This is a genomic window from Streptomyces davaonensis JCM 4913 (genome assembly GCF_000349325.1).
GTDB lineage: Bacteria > Actinomycetota > Actinomycetes > Streptomycetales > Streptomycetaceae > Streptomyces > Streptomyces davaonensis.
The window spans coordinates 1,675,310-1,694,226 of the sequence record NC_020504.1; the positions used below are offsets into that span (position 1 = coordinate 1,675,310).

General features: G+C 71.8%; 18 protein-coding genes, 1 tRNA gene and 1 pseudogene. 10 read left to right on the plus strand and 10 right to left on the minus strand.

What is annotated here, in order from left to right; translation table 11 throughout:
- The first annotated feature begins 111 nt into the window (after window positions 1–111).
- A complete protein-coding gene (locus BN159_RS47705) occupies window positions 112–630 on the plus strand; it encodes an NAD-dependent epimerase/dehydratase family protein (protein WP_408055039.1) in 519 nt (172 codons plus the stop codon).
- On the opposite strand, the pseudogene BN159_RS42775 reads toward BN159_RS47705, so the two are convergent.
- Window positions 554–2,791 (minus strand): annotated as a pseudogene (locus BN159_RS42775) (DegT/DnrJ/EryC1/StrS family aminotransferase); the annotation flags it as partial. The gene BN159_RS47705 and the pseudogene BN159_RS42775 overlap by 77 nt on opposite strands.
- Before the next feature lie 171 nt (window positions 2,792–2,962).
- On the opposite strand from BN159_RS42775, the gene BN159_RS07465 reads away from it, so the two are divergent.
- Entirely contained in the window at window positions 2,963–3,697 is a 735-nt protein-coding gene (locus BN159_RS07465) for a TetR/AcrR family transcriptional regulator (protein ID WP_015656319.1), read from the plus strand.
- Here the strand turns inward: BN159_RS07465 and BN159_RS07470 are convergent.
- From BN159_RS07470 to BN159_RS07490, 5 genes are all read right to left on the minus strand, one after another.
- Window positions 3,687–4,508, minus strand: coding sequence for a DUF427 domain-containing protein (locus tag BN159_RS07470; protein ID WP_015656320.1), 822 nt, complete (start codon window positions 4,506–4,508; stop codon window positions 3,687–3,689). The two genes, BN159_RS07465 and BN159_RS07470, sit on opposite strands and share 11 nt — an antisense overlap.
- A gap of 48 nt (window positions 4,509–4,556) precedes the next feature.
- The gene (locus BN159_RS07475; protein ID WP_015656321.1) at window positions 4,557–5,543 is read right to left on the minus strand and encodes an aldo/keto reductase; all 987 of its coding nucleotides are present in this window, start codon (window positions 5,541–5,543) and stop codon (window positions 4,557–4,559) included.
- 76 nt (window positions 5,544–5,619) lie between these two features.
- Window positions 5,620–6,321 (minus strand): NUDIX domain-containing protein, encoded by a 702-nt coding sequence (locus tag BN159_RS07480; protein WP_015656322.1) that lies wholly within the window; start codon window positions 6,319–6,321, stop codon window positions 5,620–5,622.
- Window positions 6,318–6,992: a phosphoribosyltransferase gene (locus BN159_RS07485; RefSeq protein ID WP_015656323.1), complete on the minus strand. Its 675-nt coding sequence runs from the start codon at window positions 6,990–6,992 to the stop codon at window positions 6,318–6,320. Before BN159_RS07485 ends, BN159_RS07480 begins: the two co-directional genes overlap by 4 nt.
- A gap of 84 nt (window positions 6,993–7,076) precedes the next feature.
- A tRNA-Pro gene (locus BN159_RS07490) sits at window positions 7,077–7,150 on the minus strand.
- Window positions 7,151–7,259: 109 nt separating this feature from the next.
- Between BN159_RS07490 and BN159_RS07495 the strand changes: the two genes are divergently transcribed.
- The 4 genes from BN159_RS07495 (at window position 7,260) to BN159_RS07510 (ending at window position 11,229) form a co-directional block, all read left to right on the plus strand.
- Window positions 7,260–7,772 (plus strand): DUF309 domain-containing protein, encoded by a 513-nt coding sequence (locus BN159_RS07495; RefSeq protein ID WP_015656324.1) that lies wholly within the window; start codon window positions 7,260–7,262, stop codon window positions 7,770–7,772.
- Window positions 7,773–7,818: 46 nt separating this feature from the next.
- Window positions 7,819–8,604, plus strand: a complete 786-nt coding sequence (gene cobF, locus BN159_RS07500; RefSeq protein WP_051113631.1) for a precorrin-6A synthase (deacetylating) — start codon at window positions 7,819–7,821, stop codon at window positions 8,602–8,604.
- Window positions 8,605–8,663: 59 nt separating this feature from the next.
- Window positions 8,664–10,742: an MDR family MFS transporter gene (locus BN159_RS07505; protein ID WP_015656326.1), complete on the plus strand. Its 2,079-nt coding sequence runs from the start codon at window positions 8,664–8,666 to the stop codon at window positions 10,740–10,742.
- Window positions 10,743–10,821: 79 nt separating this feature from the next.
- On the plus strand, window positions 10,822–11,229 hold the full coding sequence (locus BN159_RS07510; protein ID WP_015656327.1) for a hypothetical protein: 408 nt from the start codon (window positions 10,822–10,824) through the stop codon (window positions 11,227–11,229).
- Here the strand turns inward: BN159_RS07510 and BN159_RS07515 are convergent.
- Window positions 11,216–11,962 carry a cobalt-precorrin-6A reductase gene (locus BN159_RS07515; RefSeq protein WP_015656328.1) on the minus strand — a complete coding sequence of 249 codons (747 nt, stop codon included), beginning with the start codon at window positions 11,960–11,962 and terminating at the stop codon, window positions 11,216–11,218. The two genes, BN159_RS07510 and BN159_RS07515, sit on opposite strands and share 14 nt — an antisense overlap.
- A 130-nt stretch (window positions 11,963–12,092) precedes the next feature.
- On the opposite strand from BN159_RS07515, the gene BN159_RS07520 reads away from it, so the two are divergent.
- Entirely contained in the window at window positions 12,093–13,511 is a 1,419-nt protein-coding gene (locus BN159_RS07520; RefSeq protein WP_051113484.1) for an alpha/beta fold hydrolase, read from the plus strand.
- 35 nt (window positions 13,512–13,546) lie between these two features.
- The gene (locus BN159_RS07525) at window positions 13,547–14,326 is read left to right on the plus strand and encodes a TIGR01458 family HAD-type hydrolase (RefSeq protein ID WP_041818924.1); all 780 of its coding nucleotides are present in this window, start codon (window positions 13,547–13,549) and stop codon (window positions 14,324–14,326) included.
- Here the strand turns inward: BN159_RS07525 and BN159_RS07530 are convergent.
- Window positions 14,323–15,096 carry a sulfite exporter TauE/SafE family protein gene (locus BN159_RS07530; RefSeq protein ID WP_015656331.1) on the minus strand — a complete coding sequence of 258 codons (774 nt, stop codon included), beginning with the start codon at window positions 15,094–15,096 and terminating at the stop codon, window positions 14,323–14,325. The genes BN159_RS07525 and BN159_RS07530 overlap by 4 nt on opposite strands.
- Window positions 15,097–15,177: 81 nt before the next feature.
- Complete coding sequence (locus tag BN159_RS07535; RefSeq protein ID WP_015656332.1) at window positions 15,178–16,365, minus strand: thiolase family protein; 1,188 nt, start codon at window positions 16,363–16,365, stop codon at window positions 15,178–15,180.
- A gap of 150 nt (window positions 16,366–16,515) precedes the next feature.
- Here BN159_RS07535 and BN159_RS07540 point away from each other — a divergent pair, with 150 nt between their 5' ends.
- Entirely contained in the window at window positions 16,516–17,325 is an 810-nt protein-coding gene (locus BN159_RS07540) for an alpha/beta hydrolase (RefSeq protein ID WP_015656333.1), read from the plus strand.
- 180 nt (window positions 17,326–17,505) lie between these two features.
- Entirely contained in the window at window positions 17,506–18,315 is an 810-nt protein-coding gene (locus tag BN159_RS07545; RefSeq protein WP_015656334.1) for an SAM-dependent methyltransferase, read from the plus strand.
- 21 nt (window positions 18,316–18,336) lie between these two features.
- Here the strand turns inward: BN159_RS07545 and BN159_RS07550 are convergent, their stop codons facing one another.
- The gene (locus BN159_RS07550) at window positions 18,337–18,804 is read right to left on the minus strand and encodes a potassium channel family protein (protein ID WP_015656335.1); all 468 of its coding nucleotides are present in this window, start codon (window positions 18,802–18,804) and stop codon (window positions 18,337–18,339) included.
- Window positions 18,805–18,917 lie beyond the last annotated feature (113 nt).

Consider the following 18,917-nt stretch of genomic DNA (forward strand, 5'->3'; position numbering starts at 1 on the left):
GAACTGTCCGCCCGGCCGCCCGCTTGACTGTCGGCGGCAACGGGCGCAGAGTCGCACATATACGTCGTAAACATACGGTGTTCCCCGGTCACGAGAAGCGGAGCCGGGCCCATGAGCGCACCGTCAACAGTCCTCGTGACCGGCGGGGGCGGTGATCGTGGTCGACGACTACAGCAACAGCTCCCCGCAGGTCTTCGCGCGCGTCGAGCGCATCGCGGGCCGATTCGTCGGCGCCGTCCACGACCTCGACATCCGCGACCGGCACGCCGTGTCGGCCGTGTTCCCCACCGGCACACCGTGGACGCCGTACTGCACTTCGCGGGCCTGAAGTCGGCCCCCGGCTCGCTGCGGGACCCGGTGGCGTACTACGACGTCAACGTCGGCGGCACCATCTGCCTGCTGCGGGCCATGCACGAGCACGGGGTGCGCCAGCTGGTGTTCTCCTCCGAGCGGGCCGGGTCCGGCCTCGCCAGCGGATGTCCACGTCCGGGATGTGCACCGAGCGGGCGAACTTGCGCACCAAGTCCACGATCCGCACCGGGCTGCTCATGTCCAGCACGAACACCTCCCCGCCGCGAGCCATCCGAGCGGCTTGCAGGACCAGTCCGACGGCCTCCTCGACGGTCATGAAGAACCGGGTCACATCGGGGTGTGTGACGGTCACGGGGGCGCCCGCGCCCAGTTGCTCGGCCACGACCGACAGCAGCGAGCCACGGCTGCCGAGCACATTGCCGAAGCGCACGGCCGTGAAGACGGTGCCGGGCGGGGCGTCCCGCTGCCCTTCGCCGACGATGAGTTCGGCGAGCCGCTTGGTCGCGCCGAGTACCGAGACGGGGTCGGCGGCCTTGTCGGTGGAGATCAGCACGAACCGCGCGGTACGGGCCTCGGCCGCCGCGCGGACCAGGTTCTCGGTGCCGCGCACATTCGACTTCACGCCTTCGCCGGGGTGCAGTTCGAGCAGCGGCAGATGCTTGTGCGCGGCCGCGTGGAAGACGACCTCTGGGCGCAGTTCGCGGAAGACCTGGTCGATGCGGGGACGGTCCCGGATGTCCGAGATCACCACGTCGTCGGAGCGCAACGCGTCCCCGTGCAGCTCCAGTTGGAGCCGGTGCAGATGGGACCCGTCGTGGTCGAGGAGGAAGAGCCGGCTGGGGCCGAAAGCGCGGACCTGATGGCAGAGTTCGCTGCCGATGGAGCCGCCCGCCCCGGTCACCAGCACCCTCCGGCCGGCCACCACGGACCGCGCCTCGGGTCTCACCACGTGCATCTCGGCCCGCCCGATCAGCTCGCGCACGTCCAGTTCGCGCATGTCGCCGCCGACGACGTCCCGGCGCAGCGCCGCGATGAACGACGGCAGGTAGCGGACGCTGGCGCCTTCGGCCTCGGCTGCGCGGGCGACGCGACGGAACCGGTCGGGGACCAGTTGCGGGATGGCGACGACGACCGCCTCGATCCGGTGTTCGCGCACGGTCTCGCGGGTGGCGTCCAAGCCCCCGAGCACGGGGAGGTCCCCGACGGTCCCCTCGCTCAGCTTGGCCGGATCGTCGTCGAGGAAACCGACAGGGTCGAGGCCGAAACCCCGAGCCCGGGCGAGATCGCGGGCGAGGGCCCGCCCTGCCTCCCCGGCGCCGATGACCAGAGTGCGCAGGCACGGGGTCCGGTGCGGGGTCACGCGGGGGACGGCGTGCTTGGCTAGCTGTCCGCAGACCCGGTCGAGGGCGCGTTCGGCGAGGTGCGGGTACAGGGGCAGGGACAGCAGCCGGAGATACAGGGCGTCGGCTCCGGGCAGCCCGCCGGGTGGGGTGATGGCCAGGCCGCGGAAGTACGGCAGGCGGTGCAGCGGGACGAAGTGCACGGATGTGCTGATGCCGTCCTCGGCGAGCCGGTCCATCAGCTCGTCGCGGTCGGTGCCGTAGGCCTCCAGAACCCGGACCGGGTAGAGGTGGTGGGCGTGCCGCCCTTCGGTGGCCGTGCGCAGCGGCTCGATCCCGGGGATGTCGGCGAGGGCGGCGTCGTACCGTGCGGCCAGTTCGTGCCGCCGCTGCTGCCAGGCGTCGAGGTGGTGGAGCTGGGCCCGGCCGATGGCGGCCGTGAGGTCGGTCATGTTGGCCTTCAGGCCGGCCTCTTCGACGGAGTAGCGCGAGGTACCGCCGGACAGGTGGCGGCGCCAGGCGTCGGCGGACATGCCGTGCAGCCGGGTGCGCCGGATCCGCTCGGCCGGCTCCGAATCGTCGGTGGTGACCATGCCGCCCTCACCGATGGGCAGGTTCTTGGTGGCGTGGAAGCTGAAGCAGATGGCGCGTGAGAGGGCGCCCACCGGGCGGGTGCCGACGCGAGTGCCGAGGGCGTGCGCGGCGTCCTCGACGACATGGGTGAGCGGCAGGTGCGCGGCGGCGGCGAGTCCGGCGACGGGAGCCGGGGCCCCGGCGTACTGCAGGACCAGCATCGCGCGCGGGCAGCCGCAGGCGCGGGCCGCGCGGGAGACGGTGTCCGGGCTGGGCAGCGCGGTGCGCGGGTCCACGTCGACCAGGACGGGCCGCAGTCCGGCGTGCAGGACGGCGTGGGCGGCGCCGCAGAAGGTGACGGCGGGGATCAGGACCGTGCCGCCGGGTGGCAACCGCAGGGCGCGCAGGGCCAGTTCGAGCGCGGCGGTGCAGGAGCTGACGCCGACCGCGTGGGCGGCTCCGATGTAACGCGCGACCTCCTGCTCGAAGCGCCCTGCCTCGGGGCCAGTGGTCACCCAGCCCGAGGCGAGCACGCGCTGCGCGGCCCGCCGGGCCTCGGGGCTGATCCAGGGCTCGGCGAAGGGGACGTCCGGAGTGGTCCCCGGTGGTGCTGGCGGTCATGGGGAACGGTTACGCGATGGCGTATGCTTACGACGTATACGTACACTTTGCCCCAGGGGTGCATAGAGTCAACAGGAGCGGACCACACACGCGGGCCGCACACCTGGAGGCGACGCATGGCCAAGCGGCGGGCTGGGGCACAGGGCAACGACGAGGCGTCCGGCGGTGCACCCGCACGCCGCGCCGGAGACCGAGGCCGCTACGGCCGTCTCAGCCGCGAGCGGGTGCTCACCAGTGCCCTGGAGCTGGTGGACCGGGAGGGCCTGTCCGCGCTGAGCATGCGCCGACTCGGGGGCGAGCTCGGTGTGGAGGCGATGGCGCTCTACCGGTACGCGTCGAGCAAGGACGCCCTGCTGGACGGGCTGGTCGAGGCGCTCTATCTCGAACTGGAGGAGCGGCTGGCCGATCTGACGGACGGTGAGCCCGACTGGCGTGCTGCGCTGCACCGCATCGCGCGTGCGACGTACGAGGTGTGTCTCGCCCACCCGCAGGCGGTGCCGCTGCTCTCCACGCGCATGCTGGCGGTGCCGCTGGCCCGGCGTCCGCCGGCCGTGCTGAGGGACCATGAGCGCGTGCTGACGCTGCTGCGGGACGCCGGGCTCGACGAGGCCCGGTGCACGGCCGTGTTCCGGGCCTTCACCGCCTGGCTGCTCGGCTATGTGGCGGTGGAGTTGCGGGAGATGGTGGACAACCCGGAGGAGTCCGATCCCGCGTTCCGTCTTGGCCTGCACCGGATGCCGCCGCAGGAGCTGCCCCTGCTGCGCGAGTCCGCCGCCGCAATGGCCGAGCGGGGCGGACCCGAGGGGCTCGCCGCGGGACTCGACGCCCTGCTCGACCGGTTCACTTCCTGAGCGGCCTGAGCGGCCTGAGCAACTCGCTGAACAGGGTGACCGGGCGGGGCAGGCGTTCGCCGTCCACGATCAGGTCGACGGCCTCGTTGTAGAAGGCCAGGTGTCCCGCGATGACACCGGCCGCGGGCAGAGGCTCCGGGTAGCTCCAGACGATGTTGCGCGGGACGTCCGCCTCCCGGCCGAAGCTCCAGTAGCGGGCGTTGCCCTTGTAGGGGCACAGGGACTTGTGCGCGGTGGCCTCGAACAGTTCGAGGCGGACGTCCTCCACCGGGATGTAGTACCGCGTCGGCAGTCCGGTCTCGAACAGCAGCACCGGACGGCGGGTGTCGGCCACGACGGTGCCGTCGATCTCGACCTGGACATGACGGCTGCTGCGAAGGGCGTCCACCCGGTGGTGCGGGTCGCGGGGATGGCCGAAGATCTCCTCTTCCTCCTCGTACCAGTGGTCCAGGCCGTCGCCCCGGCGCAGGAACCACTCGAACGCGATGTGTCCGGCGAGGTCGGCAGCCGGGAACGTCCAGGCCGCGTTCTCCACCCGCTCTCCGTCGACTTCGAGGTCGTAGAAGATCCGCGAGCCGGTGTGGGCGCCCGTCGGGGGTTTCTCCGCCGGGCGGAGGAGGTCGGTGCGGACCTCCTCGCGGGGGAAGGCGTAACCCGGTACGGGGATCCCCTCGGGTTCCCAGACCAGGACCGGGTGGCGGCTGTCCACGACGGTGACCTCGCCCTTGACGCCGCGCACCCAGCGCTCGCAGGGCTCCCACAGCAAGCCTTCGGGGGTGGTGCGGACGGACCGATCGCCAGGAATGGGCATGATCCACGCTCCTTCGGCTTCCCCTTCGGAGCCTACTGCGGCCCGCCGTCAGTGCGCCGCGTCCAGCCGCGCCCGCTGCTCGGCCGTCAGCTCCAGATCCACCGCCGCGAGGTTCTCCTCCAGCTGCGCCACCGAGGACGCCCCCGCCAGCGGGATGATCGGCAGGGACGCGCCGATCTGCCAGGCGAGGACGACCTGGTTGACGGTCGCGTCGGTCTCTCGGGCCACCTCGCGCAGGGCCTTCAGGCGGGCCGGGCTGCCCGGATGGTCGTAGTCCTGGGGCAGCGGCTTGTCCTGCCGGGTGTAGGCGCCCGCCAGCAGCGGCGAGTAGGCGACCAGGGTCAGGGCGGGCTCGGCTCGCAGATAGCCGAGGAGCTCCGGGCCGGCGTGGCCGAGGCTGCCGTCCGGGAACTGGTCGCTCGGCACGTCGAAGCGCGGGCGCAGATGGCTGTGCTGGTACTGGAGCACCTCGTACCCGGGCAGTCCCGCCGCCGCGGCCAGCGCGCGGGCCCGCTCCACCCGCCACACGGCGTGGTTGCTGACGCCCAGCAGCCCGACGGTCCCCTCCGCCACCAGTTCGGCGAACCCCTCGACGGTCTCCGCGAGCGGCACCCGCCGGTCCTCGACGTGGGCGTAGAGGAGGTCGATCTTCTCCACCCCGAGCCGTTCCCGGCTGCGCTCGGCGGACTCCCGGATCACCTTCGCCGACAGCCCCTCGGGGTTGTCGATGTAGCCGGTGCCGGGGGCCAGGGGGCGGGCGCCGAGCTTGGTGGCGATGACGATCTCCTCGCCGACGCCCCGGCTGCGCCGCCACCGGCCGAGCAGTTCCTCGCTCTGGCCGCCCTGGCCGCCGTCCTCCCAGTAGGCGTAGGCGTTGGACGTGTCGATGAAGTTCCCGCCGGCCTCGGCATAGCGGTCGAGTACGGCGAAGGACGTCTCCTCGTCGGTACGCGTGCCGAACAGCATCGCGCCGAGCGCCAAGACGCTGACGTCGCGGCGGTGCTGCGGATCGGTGCCGATCGTGCGGTACTTCATGCCGGTTCCTCCCGTTGGTGGCCTACGGGAGGGAGTCTTCAGCTTGAAGCGCACTTCAAGTCAAGCGCGCGGGCACCTACTTCGCGAACGGCCCCTCCAGCGCCGCCCATTGGAGCAACATGATCGTCTTGGCGTCGGCGATCTCCCCGGTCCGGATCATCTCCAGGGCCCTCGGGAAAGGCAGTTCGAGGATCTCGATGTCCTCGCCCTCCTCGTCCAGGCCGCCGCCCTCATGGGTGCGGGTGGACGGCCCGTACTCGGCCGCGTAGAAGCTCACCCGCTCGGTCACCGATCCGGGGCTCATATAGACGTCGAACACATGCTGTACGGCCCCGATGGTGTGGCCGGTCTCCTCCACCACCTCGCGCCGCACGGCGATCTCGGGGTGCTCGTCCTCGTCGTCGAGCAGTCCGCCCGGGGTCTCGACGAGCATCCCGTCGGGGTGGCCGTTGACATAGACCGGGAAGCGGAACTGGCGGGTGAGCAGCACGGTTTCGCGTTCGGCGTCGTACAGCAGCATCGTGGCGCCGTTGCCGCGGTCGTGGGTCTCGCGCTCCTGGGTGCTCCAGGTGCCGTCGGCGTGCCGGAAGTCGAAGGTGGTGGTCCGCTCGATGTACCAGTGGCTGGAGAGCAGCCGGACGTCCCGCACCCGCACGCGCGGGTTGCCGGTCAGGTCGCGGCCGGTCCGGTCGAGTCCGGTGCGGCCGCGCCGGTCGGGGGTGTCGGCTCCAGGAACACCGGGAGCACCCGGGTCACGGGGAAAAGGCGAATGGCTCATGGTCCGCTTCTACCATCACCGGCCGAACGGCCCTCGGCACCGGAGTGCAGCGCGGCCAGCACGTCGGCGTCCGTGAGCTGTTCGAAGTCGTCGTACCAGAGTCCGACGGCCATGAAGTCGACCGGCCGGTGCGGGCAGATCACCTCGTCGGCCTCCGGGCCCATCAGTGCCACGCCCTCGGGCGAGCCGACCGGCACGACCAGCAGCACCCGCGCAGGCGAACGGCCGCGGATCCAGCGCAGCGCGGCACGGGCCGTCACTCCGGTGGCGAGCCCGTCGTCGACCACGAGGACGGTACGTCCGCGCAGGTCGAGGGCGGGACGGCCGCGCCGGTACAGCTCCTCGCGACGGTGCAGTTCCGCGCGTTCCCGGGTCACGACGGGTTCCAGCGCGGCCTCGGTGAGTCCGAGCCGGCCGAGGGTCCACTCGTCGAACACCGGGGGATCGTCACCGCAGATCGCGCCGACGCCGAACTCCTCGTGGAAGGGCGCCCCGATCTTCCGCGCGACGAGCACATCGAGCGGCGCGTCCAGCGCCCGGGCGACCTCCTGGGCCACGGCCACCCCGCCCCGGGGCAGCGCGAGGACCACGGGATCCGTCAGATCGCCCCGTTCCCGCAGGTCCCGGGCCAGCTCCCTCCCCGCATGCCCCCGATCACGGAACAGTGCCATGGTGGTCACCCCGCAGAAGTGCCTCACTCACAGCATACGAAAAGGGCCCTCACGGACTCTCGTCCGCGAAGACCCTTCGCACCGTCGGGACGACAGGATTTGAACCTGCGACCCCTTGACCCCCAGTCAAGTGCGCTACCAAGCTGCGCCACGTCCCGGTGCGGTCGCACACAGTGAGCTGTGTGATCGCGCGAACAGCACTTTACCCCACACCGGGGGCGGCTTCGAAAAAGGCACCGGGCAGGGCGCAGGCGGCACAATCGGCGTATGGGCAGCACATCGCCGCGGCGCGCAGCCGGGGCACGGGACCGGGACAGCGAGGGGCGGGCGCGCAACGCACGGCCCCGGGACGGGCTGGGGCGGCCCCTGCCGTACGGCGAGGAGGGCGTCGCCCGGCAGCCGGAGGGGGTCCTGCGCACCCCTGAGGAGACCGTCGCCGAGGCGCAGGAGCTGCTGGACGCGGGTCGGCCCTTCCACGCGCACGAGGTCTTCGAGGACGCCTGGAAGTCGGGTCCCGAGGAGGAGCGAGGGCTGTGGCGGGGGCTGGCCCAGCTCGCCGTGGGGCTCACCCACGCCGCTCGCGGCAACGTCACCGGTGGCGCCCGGCTGCTCCGGCGTGGCGCGGGGGCGGTCGAGGAGTGGGCGACGGCGGCCGGGCACGAGCGGCCGTACGGGATGGATCTGGCGGCGGTGACTGCCTGGGCGCGGCAGCTGGCGCAGAGCGTGGAGAGCGGCTCGGCGGTGATCGACGCCGCGGAGAGCGCGCCGCGACTGGGTTAGCGCGGGCGGTGTCGGCGCTGTCGGTGGGGTGGGGCAGACTCTGGGCGTGCGAAAGATTCATGTCATCGGTATCGGCGCGGGCGACCCCGACCAGCTGACCCTCCAGGCGGTCCGGGCGCTGCGCAACACGGACGTGTTCTTCGTCCTGGGCAAGGGCGAGGTGAAGTCGGACCTCACGCAGCTGCGCCGGGACATGCTCGACGCACATGTGTCGGAGGGGACGTACCGCGTGGTCGAGGCGCGCGACCCGGAGCGGGACCGCTCGGCCGGCGGCTCCGCCTACTCCCCCGCGGTCGGCGACTGGCGCAGCGCACGCGCGGACATCTACGAGCGGATGATCACAGAGGAGCTGGGCGAGGAGCAGACCGGCGCCTTCCTGGTCTGGGGCGATCCGGCGCTCTACGACAGCACGCTCGGGATTCTGGAGGAGGTGCTGGAGCGGGGTCGGGTCACCTTCGAGTACGACGTCATCCCCGGGATCAGCAGTGTCTCCGCGCTCGTCGCCCGGCACCGGACAGGGCTCAACCGGGTCGCCCGTCCCGTGCAGATCACCACGGGGCGGCGGCTCGCGGAAGGGTTCCCGGAGGGGGTGGACGACGTGGTGGTGATGCTCGACGCCCACCAGACGTTCCGGCAGTACACGGACGAGGACATCGACATCTACTGGGGGGCCTACATAGGCACCCCGGACGAGATCCTCGCCTCCGGGCCGATCGCGGAGGCGGCGCCCCGGATCGAGCGGCTGCGCGCCGAGGCGCGGGAGCGCAAGGGCTGGATCATGGACACGTATCTGCTGCGCCGCAATCCCCGGGACGAGCACCGCAACGGCTGAGCCACCCGCGCGGTCCGCCCCCGAATGCGCGACGGGGCCACCGATGTGATCGTGACCTCGTGACAGTCGCCGAGGAAGCCCCACGGTCGCCCGCCGCCGAACCGCCCGTACTCGACAGACGCCGCCGCAACATCGTCTTCGTGACGATCATGCTCGGCATGCTGCTGGCCGCCCTGGACCAGACGATCGTCGGCACCGCGCTGCCGACGATCGTGTCGGACCTCGGCGGGGCCGAGCACATGTCGTGGGTGGTGACGTCGTACCTGCTCGCCGAGACCGTCTCGACCGTCCTGGTCGGCAAGTTCGGTGACATGTTCGGCCGCAAGGTCGTCTTCCAGGTCTCGGCGATCGTGTTCATCACGGGCTCGTTCCTGTGCGGCCTGGCCGGGAACATGACCATGCTGATCCTTTGGCGGGCGATGCAGGGCGTCGGCGCGGGCGGGCTGATGGTCACGTCCATGGCGCTGATCGCCGATGTGATCCCGCTGCGGGAACGCGGCAAGTACCAGGGCGCGATCGGCGCGGTGTTCGGGGTGGCCACGGTCATCGGGCCGCTGCTGGGCGGGCTGTTCACCGACCATCTGACCTGGCGCTGGGCGTTCTACGTCAACGTCCCGATCGCGATCGTCGTCGTCTTCGCCGCCGCCCGCACCATCCCCGTCGTCAAGGCGGCCTCGCGGCCCATCATCGACTATCTCGGCATCGCCTTCGTCGCGGTCGGCGCCAGTGCGCTGATCCTGGCGACGAGTTGGGGCGGCAACGAGTACGCGTGGGGCTCCGGCGTCATCATCGGCCTGTTCGTCGGCGGGGTGATCGCCCTCGGGCTGTTCTGCTGGGTGGAGACCCGCGCGGCCGAACCGATGCTGCCCATGCGGCTGTTCCGCAATCCGGTCTTCACCGTCTGCTCGGTCCTCAGCTTCATCGTCGGCTTCGCCATGCTCGGCGCGATGACCTATCTGCCGAGCTATCTCCAGTACGTCGACGGCGACTCGGCCACGGTCTCCGGCGTACGGACGCTGCCGATGGTGATCGGCCTGCTCATCGCGTCGGTGTTCAGTGGCAACGTGGTCAGCAAGACCGGCAAGTACCGGCTGTTCCCGATCATCGGCTCGCTGGTGATGGGCGTCGGCCTGTACCTGATGTCCCTGATGGGGCCGGAGACCGGGGCCTGGCTCGAGTCGCTGTACATGTTCGTGCTCGGCACCGGTATCGGCCTGTGCATGCAGGTGCTGACGATCGCCGTGCAGAACACCGTCGACTACGCCGACCTCGGCACCGCAACCTCCGGCGTCACCTTCTTCCGCACGCTGGGCAGCTCATTCGGTACGGCCGTCTTCGGCACGATCTACACCAACAGCCTCGCCCCCAACCTGCGCCAGGGCATCGCCGAGGCCTCCGCAGTGCCCGGCGCGGACCCGGCGATCGTGGCGCAGGCCGCGACCAGTCCCGAGGGCCTGCACGATCTGCCGTCGGCGGTGGCCGCGCCGATCGTCGACGCCTACGCGGACACACTCCAGATGGTGTTCCTGTGGACGGTGCCGGTCGCGGCCATCGGCTTCGTCGTCTCGCTCTTCCTCAAGCAGGTCCAGCTGCGCGACAGCGCCCGGATGGGCTCGACGGACATGGGCGAGGGGTTCGCGCAGCCGCGCGGAGCCGATTCGCAGGCGGTCCTGGAGGCCTCCGTGGCGAAGATCATCGGCAGTACGGATCTGGACACCGCGCGTCGGCTGGTGCAGGGGTCCGACACCCGGCTCGATGTGGCCGGTGCCTGGGCGGTGATGCAGGTGGAGCTGCTGAACCGGGTGGTCGGCCACGCGAGCCTCGGGCTGATCGCCGCCCGGCGCCATGTGCCGCCGGAGGTGCTGCTCCCGGTCTTCGACCGGATGGTGGACGAGGGCTATCTGACCCGCGACGGCTCCCTGCTCTCGCACACCCCGGCGGGCGCCCGCGAGGCCGAGGTCATCTCCGACGCCTGGGGCGCCTGGCTGATGCAGCAGGTCGAACAGGACATCGGCCGTCCCTCGGGCACGGCCCTGCGCGCCGCCGTCGACACCATCGCCAAGCGCCTCCTCAAGGAGGACCTCAGCAGCGGACTGCCGAGCAGTCTCGGGCAGACGGACACGGTGGGCGCCCGCTGAAGGCCAGTTGAGACGGTGGCGATGGGCGCCAGCTGAAACCCGATTGCCGCGCGAGGCCGGTCGCCGTCATGATCGGCCCATGTCTCCCGCCCCCGTCCGCTTCCACGACCCCGGCACCACCGAGCACGCCTTCCGCGAGTCGGTGCTGGTCCGCTGCCCTCGCTGCGACCGGGTCGCGCGCTTCGCGCGGGCCCGGGTGGTCTGCCGTTCCTGCGGGGCGTGCGGGCCCGTCGCCCAGGGCACCTGGCCGGCGCTGTGGCTGCGGGGCGCGACCCGGCACGGTGAGCTGTGGGCGTACAGCCTCGAACACCTCGATCTGATCCGCCGGTTCGTCGCGGCGGATCTGCGGGAGCGGGACCCCTGGTACGAGCACGGGCGGAAGATGACCTGCGTCGGCAGGCTGCCCGCGTGGGTGAAGAGCGCCAAGAACCGTGCCGAGGTGCTGCGCGTCATCGACCGGATGCGGGGCTCGGTCATCGAGGGCTGAACCCCAGCCGCTCCAGTACCCCGGCCGCGTCCGGCACCGCCGTCACTCCCTCCGGCAGCGCAGGCCGTCGTACGACCACCACCGGCAGCGCGAGTTGCCGGGCCGCCGTGAGTTTCGCGGAGGTCGCCGATCCGCCGCTGTCCTTCGTCACCAGGACGTCGACGCAGTGGGCGGAGAGGAGGGCGGTCTCATCGTCCACCGTGAACGGGCCGCGGGCCAGCAGGACTTCGGTGCGAGGCGGCAGCGGTGGCTCGGGGGGCTCCACCGACCGTACGACGAAGTGCAGGTCCGTCAGGTGGGCGAAGGCGGCCAGGCCCAGTCGGCCCGTGGTCAGGAAGACCCGCCGGCCGAGGCTCGGCAGCAGGTCGGCGGCCGCGTCCAGGGAGGGCACCGGATGCCAGCGGTCCTCGGGGCCGGGCTCCCAGCCGAGGCGGCGCAGCACGACCGCCGGGACCCCGGTGGCCGCGGCGGCGCGGGCCGCGTTCGCCGTGATCCCGGCGGCGAAGGGATGGGTGGCGTCGACCAGGGCGTCCACGCGCTCCTCGCGCAGCCACCGCGCGAGCCCCTCCGCACCGCCGAAACCCCCGATGCGCACCTCGCCGGTGACGGTCCCCGGCCGCGACACCCGGCCCGCGAGCGAGGTGGTGACGCGCACCCCGGGGAACGCGGTGAGCACGGCGGCGAGTTCACGGGCCTCGGTGGTGCCACCGAGGATCAGGACGTGCGGGGGCATGGGGTGAGCCTACGGCGGGGCGGTCGGGGCCAACGCCTCGGGCGCCCTGCGGCGAACTCTATGAACACAAACGATCAGACGGTGTTCCTCCTCCCCCGGCCCTGCCTAGCATCGCGCCCCGACGTCGAAGATGACGAGGAGTTGCGCCTTGAACGGAACCACAGCACGCGCCCTGAGACGGGGCCTCGCCGCCTGTCTGGCCACCCTGACCGTCGGTGCCCTGGCCGGCGCCGCACCGGTCGGCGCGGCCACCGAGGGACCCGCCCCCACCGTCTGTCCGGCGCCGCTCGCCGGCAAGGCCACCTGCTACACCGGGCAGGACGCGCACGGCGCCCACTACGCCATCGCCGTCCCCGCCGACTGGAACGGCTCCCTGGTCGTCCACGCCCACGGCGGCCCCGACCTCGGCGCGGTCTCCGACCCCGCGCGCAGCCTCGACGATCTGGGCCGCTGGTCGGTCATGGTCGACGAGGGCTACGCCTGGGCCGGTTCGTCGTACCGGCGGGGCGGCTACGGCACCCGGATGGCGGCGGCGGACACCGAGAGCGTGCGGCGGCTGTTCGTCGGGGAGTTCGGCGAGCCGAAGCGGACGTTCGTGCACGGGCAGTCGTGGGGCGGAAACGTCGCCGCGAAGGTCGTCGAGACCTACCGGGGCCACTACGACGGCGCGCTGCTCACCAACGGCGTCCTCGGCGGCGGCTCGCGGGGCTACGACTACCGGGTCGACCTGCGCGTGGTCTACCAGTACTACTGCCAGAACCATCCCCGGCCGAGCGAGGTCCAGTACCCGCTGTGGCAGGGCCTGCGCGCCGGTTCCACGATGACCTCCGCCGGGCTGCGTTCCCGCCTCCAGGAGTGCACGGGCTACGCCTCCGCCCCGCAGGACCGGACGGCCGTGCAGCAGCGCAACCTCGACGACATCCTCGGTGTCACCGGCATCCCGGAGCGCACCCTGGAGTCGCATCTGCGGTTCGCGACCTTCACCTTCCGCGACATCGTGCACGACCGTCTGGGCGACCGGAACCCGTTCTCCAACGCGGGTGTGCGGTACTCCGGTTCGCACGACGACGAGGCGCTGAACGCCGGGGTCGAGCGGTTCGCCGCCGATCCCACGGCCGTGCGGGACCTGTCGTACGACAGTGATCTGACCGGCGAGGTCCGCATCCCCGTGCTCACGCTGCACGCGATCGACGACCCGACCGCGTTCATCGAGCACGAGTCCGCGTACCGGGCCACGCTCGAAGGGGCGGGCCTGGAGCGGAACCTGGTGCAGACGTTCACCCGGGAGTCCGAGCACAGTGAGCTGAGCGGCGCCGAGTACGCCAACTCGATCGCCGCGCTGGACCGGTGGGTGCGTACGGACGTACGGCCGACGGCTCAGTCGGTGGCGGCGACGTGTACGGGCGACTGCTTCTACGACCCGGACTTCCGGCCCGGCTCGTACGCCTCGCGGGTCGAGCCCCGGCCGGGCGGGCTGCGGTGGCCGGCGATGACGGCGGAGCAGGAGCGGGTGTGGAGCCGCGTCCCTGGGGTCGGCATCGCGCCTTGAGGCACCCGGAGCGCTCCGGTCGCTATCGTCCGGGCATGGAATCCGTGCGTGCCGTGCTCATCGACATCGACGGTGTCCTCACCGTCTCCTGGCAGCCGCTCCCCGGCGCGGTCGAGGCCCTCCGGGAGATCCGCGGGGCCGGGCTCCAGGTCGCGCTCGTCACCAACACGACCTCGCGGACGCGGGCGTCCATCGCCGGGGTGCTGGCGGACGCGGGGTTCCCGGTGACGGCCGAGGACATCCTGACGGCGCCCTCGGTGACGGCCGCGTATCTCGCGGAGCACTGCCCGGGGGCGCGGTGCGCGCTGCTGAACAGTGGGGACGTCGCGGAGGACCTGGAGGGGGTGACGCTCGTCGAGGACGCGCCGGACGTCGTCATCGTCGGGGGCGCCGGGGAGGAGTTCGGGTACGCGGAGCTGAACCGGGCCTTCGGGCACCTCCAGCGCGGGGCGCGGCTGATCGCCATGCACCGGAACCTGTACTGGCGTACCGCGGAGGGGCTGCAACTGGACTCCGGGGCCTTCCTGGTGGGCCTTGAGCGGGCGGCGCGGACCGAGGCGGAGGTGACGGGGAAGCCCTCGGCGGCCTTCTTCGAGGCGGCGCTCGCGCGGCTGGGGGTGACCGCGGACCGGGCGGTGATGGTCGGGGACGACGTGGAGTCGGACGTACTGGCGGCGCAGCGGGCCGGGATCACCGGGGTGCTGGTCAGGACCGGCAAGTTCCTGCCGGAGACGCTGCGCGAGGCGAGCGGCACGCCCGACCATGTGATCGACTCTTTCGCCGACCTCCCGGCGCTGCTCCGTGGCAGGGCCTAGGGCAGCAGCAGCTGGACCCCGCCCACGACGGTCGCCGCGATGACGAGCCGCTCGAACAGGCGCTGGTTGATCCGGCTCACAGCCCATTTGCCGATGAACGCGCCGGGTACCACGAACGCGACGAGCGCCGCGTCGAGGAGCAGTGAGCGGCCGTCGATCAGGCCGAGGCCCACGCTGAAAGGCACCTTCGAGACATTGACGATCAGGAAGAAGAAGGCCGAGGTGCCGAGGAAGCCGAGCTTGCGGAAGCCCGCGGAGAGCAGATACATCGACATCACCGGGCCGCCCGCGTTGGCGACCATGGTGGTGAACCCGCCCAGCACGCCGTAGGAACGGGCCTTGATCCGCCCGCTGCGGGTGACCACGGCGTCCGGGTCCGGCTCGGCCTCGGCGGCCCGGCGGCGCCATACCGTCACCGCGGCCATCAGCAGCAGGATCGCCCCGATCGACGTCCGGACGATCCCGTCGTCGGCCCACATCAGGAACACCGTGCCCCCGACGACTCCGGCCGCGACCGCGGGGAACAGCCGCCACAGCGTGGGCCAGTGGGCGTGCCGCCGGTAGGTGAGGACGGCGAGCACGTCCCCCGCGATCAGCACCGGGAGCAGCACGCCGGTGGAGGCACGGGCGGGCAGCACCGCGGCGAAGATCGCCAGACTGACCGTATTGGCCCCGCTCACGGCCGTCTTCGAGAAGCCGACCAACAGTGCCGCGCAGGCGAGCGCGGCGAACTCCCAGCCGGTGATGTGCCACAGATTCATCGTGTCCATGCGGAGACCGATGCTATGCACATTCAATCAATGCGTCAGCACCGTCTCATCAGATGACCCTGGCACCCGGCTCGGCGAAGCTCAGTGACGCTCCACCAGCACCGCGCTCCCCTGCCCCACGCCCACACACATCGTCGCGAGCCCCCGCTCGGCCCCCGTGCGGCGCATCCGGTGCAGCAGGGTCGTCAGGATCCGCGCCCCCGAGCAGCCCAGCGGATGCCCCAGGGCGATCGCCCCGCCGCTCGGGTTGACCAGCTCCGGGTCGACGCCAAGACGGTCCACGCAGGCGAGTGCCTGCGCCGCGAACGCCTCGTTGAACTCGGCCTCCTGGAGATCCGCCACGCTCCACCGCGCCCGCGCGAGCACCTTCTGCGTGGCCGGGACCGGCCCGATCCCCATGACATCCGGGTGCACTCCCGCGGAGGCCCCGGCGACATACCGACCGAGCGACTCAAGACCGAGTTCGTTCAGCGCCTCCTCGCTGACGAGCAGCAGTCCGGCCGCACCGTCGTTCATCGGCGAGGCGTTCCCCGCGGTGACCGTGCCGCCCTCCCGGAAGACGGGCTTCAGCCGCGCGAGCCTCTCGTACGACGTGTCCTCGCGCACGCACTCGTCGAGGTCGACGACGACCCCGTCGGCGCGCTCCACGGGCAGCAACTCATCATCGAAATGGCCGTTCTTGCGGGCCTCGGCGGCCAGCCGATGGCTGCGCAGCGCGAACTCGTCCTGCCGCTCGCGCGAGATCCCGTACTTGGCGGCGACCTCCTCCGCGGTCTCCCCCATGGACAGCAGTCCGTGGAGTTCCCTCATCGCCGGGTTGACCAGCCGCCAGCCGAGCCGGGTGTCGACGGTCTCGATGCGGTGCGGCAGGGCCTCGTCGGGCCGGGGCAGCACGAAGGGTGCGCGGCTCATCGACTCGGAACCACCGGCGAGCACGATGTCGGCCTCGCCGGCGGCGATGGTACGGGCAGCAGTGGTGACCGCTTCGAGACCGGAGGCGCACAGCCGGTTCACGGTGGCGCCGGGAACCGACTCGGGCAGTCCGGCCAGCAGCGCGGCCATCCGGGCGACGTTGCGGTTGTCCTCGCCGGCCTGGTTCGCGGCGCCCCAGTACACGTCGTCGATGCGCGCCGGGTCGAGCGCGGGCACCTCGGCGACCAGGCCGCGGATCACGGTCGCGGCAAGGTCGTCGGGCCGGACGGAGGACAGCGCTCCGCGCAGTTTGCCGATGGGCGTGCGGCGGGCGGCCGCGAAGTGGACGGGACGCACGAGAAGGACTCCTCCGACAGCACGGGCGGTCCGATGACCGGCCATGACCAGCGACTCTCTTAATTAGCACCGCTAGTTTTGGACTATAGACCGCCGACCCGCCCCCTGGGAAGATCCTCCAGGACCTTCACCGACGCAACCGGAGGAGACATGGCCGACCCCCGCGAACACATCCTCGCCGCCACCCGCGGTCCGATCGTCGTGCGCGAGTGGCCAAGACGCGCCCCGCGCTACGTCGCCCTCCTGGTGCACGGCTACGGGGAGCACTCCGGGCGATACGAGGAGGTGGCCGGGGTCCTGACCCGGCACGGCGCGGCCGTGTTCGCCCCCGATCACACCGGGCACGGGCAGTCGTCCGGCGAGCGGGTGGTGATCGAGGACTTCGAGGACGTCGTCACCGATGTGCACGCGGTCGCGGAGCTGGCCCGCTCCGCCCACCCGGGCATCCCCCTGGTCATGGTCGGGCACTCCATGGGCGGCCTGATCTCCGCCCGCTTCGCCCAGCGGTACGGCGCCGAGCTCACCGCGCTGGTGCTGTCGGGGCCGGTCATCGGCGACTGGCCGCTGCCGCGCCGGCTGCTCGCCCTGGAGGAGATCCCGGACATCCCGATCAGCCCGGCCGCGCTCTCCCGCGACCCGGAGGTGGGCGCCTCGTACGCCGCCGACCCGCTGGTCTGGCACGGCCCGATGAAGCGGCCCACGGTGGAGGCCTTCGTCCGGACGCTGGACACCGTGGCCAAGGGCGGGGACATCGGACCGCTGCCGCTGCTGTGGCTGCACGGCGACGACGACCGGCTGGTCCCGCTCGCCGGGAGCCGCATCGGCGTCCAGGACCTGCGCGGCGAGCGGCTGACCGAGCACGTCTACCCGGGCGCCCGGCACGAGGTGTTCCAGGAGACGAACAAGGAGGAGGTCTTCGACGACTTGGTCCGCTTCCTGGACGACGTACTCGAAGAGTGAGACGTCTGGCCGGAAGTCGTCCGTGGGCCCGCCGCGAAGGCCCAACCACCCCTGCTCGCCGCCGTGTTGACGCCGTACCCGCCCGGCGAGGAGGTGGCCGAAGACAGTCTCCGCGGCGCCGCATGATCGTGAAAGACTGCCCGCAGCGCACACTTTGCCGAGCGATCAGAGGAGCACCGTGTGACCGGGACCGAGCCGGCCCTCCGTATCGACACGACCCGGCCCCATCCGGCCCGGGTGTACGACTGGTACCTCGGCGGCAAGGACAACTACCCGGTCGACGAGGCGCTCGGCCGGCAGATCATGGCGATCGACACGGGCGCCCCGCGGGCCGCGCGGAGCAACCGCCGGTTCATGCAGCGGGCCACCCGCCATCTCGCCGGGTCGGCCGGGATCCGCCAGTTCCTGGACATAGGCACGGGCATTCCCACCGAGCCCAACCTCCACCAGATCGCCCAGTCCTTCGCACCGGACGCGCGCGTCGTCTACGTCGACAACGACCCGATCGTCCTCGCGCACGCCGAGGCACTGCTGCGCGGCACGCCGGAGGGCGTGACGGAGTACGTCCAGGCCGACGCCCGCGAGCCGGGCGCGATCCTCGAACAGGCCGCCCGCGTCCTCGACTTCGACCGCCCGATCGCCCTGTCGCTGATCGCCCTGCTGCACTTCGTCGCCGACACGGACGGCACCTACGAGCTGGTCGACACCCTCGTCGACGCGCTGGCCCCGGGCAGTTGCCTGGTCCTGTCGTGCATGACCGCCGACTTCGAGCCGGAGAACGTCCGGGAGGGCATCGAGCGGTACGCGGCGGGCGGGGTGACCCTCGTGGCGCGCACGCACGACGAAGTGGGCCGTTTCTTCACGGGACTTGAGGTGCTGGAGCCGGGCATCGTGTCGGTGAAGGACTGGCGCCCCGACCTCGCCCTGGACGAGTCGCCGCTCGGCGACGGGCCCGTGTCGCTGTACGGCGCGGTCGGCGTCAAATCCTGAACTCCGCGCGCGGCAACGCGTCTAGGGCTGATCGCGCGGACCGGTGAGCATCCGCTCCAGCCGGTCGAAGCGGGCGTGCAGGGCGCGGGCCGTCTCGTCGTACAGCTCCTCGGCGTCATGGGCGAGCCTGTGCCGGCGTTTCTGCTCCCGTCCGACGAACCAGGTGGCCAGCGCGGCGGTGACCATGCCGTACGTCGTGATCCCGACGACCATCACCACCGCCGCGACGACCCGGCCCCAGAAGGTGACCGGGTAGAAGTCGCCGTATCCCACGGTCGTCGCGGTCTCGATGGACCACCACAGCGCCCGCGGATACGTCGTCAGGTTCGCACCCCTGGCGTCCTGTTCGGCGGCGACCACCGCCCATGACCCGGCGAGCATCACCACACCGAGGACTCCCGTCGCCCCCATCGCCGCCTTCAGATGCAGCGAGCGGCTCTCCCGGCCGAGCAGCGCGGCGACCGCCCTGGCGAGGAATCCGGGCAGCATGGTCACTCCTTCGCGTAGGGGCACGCCATGGGGTCAGTGTCGGGGCGGTACCACGGCCGGGCATGCCGGGAGACGCGTTCGAGTTGCGGCACCGGCGCCCGCCCCGCTCACCC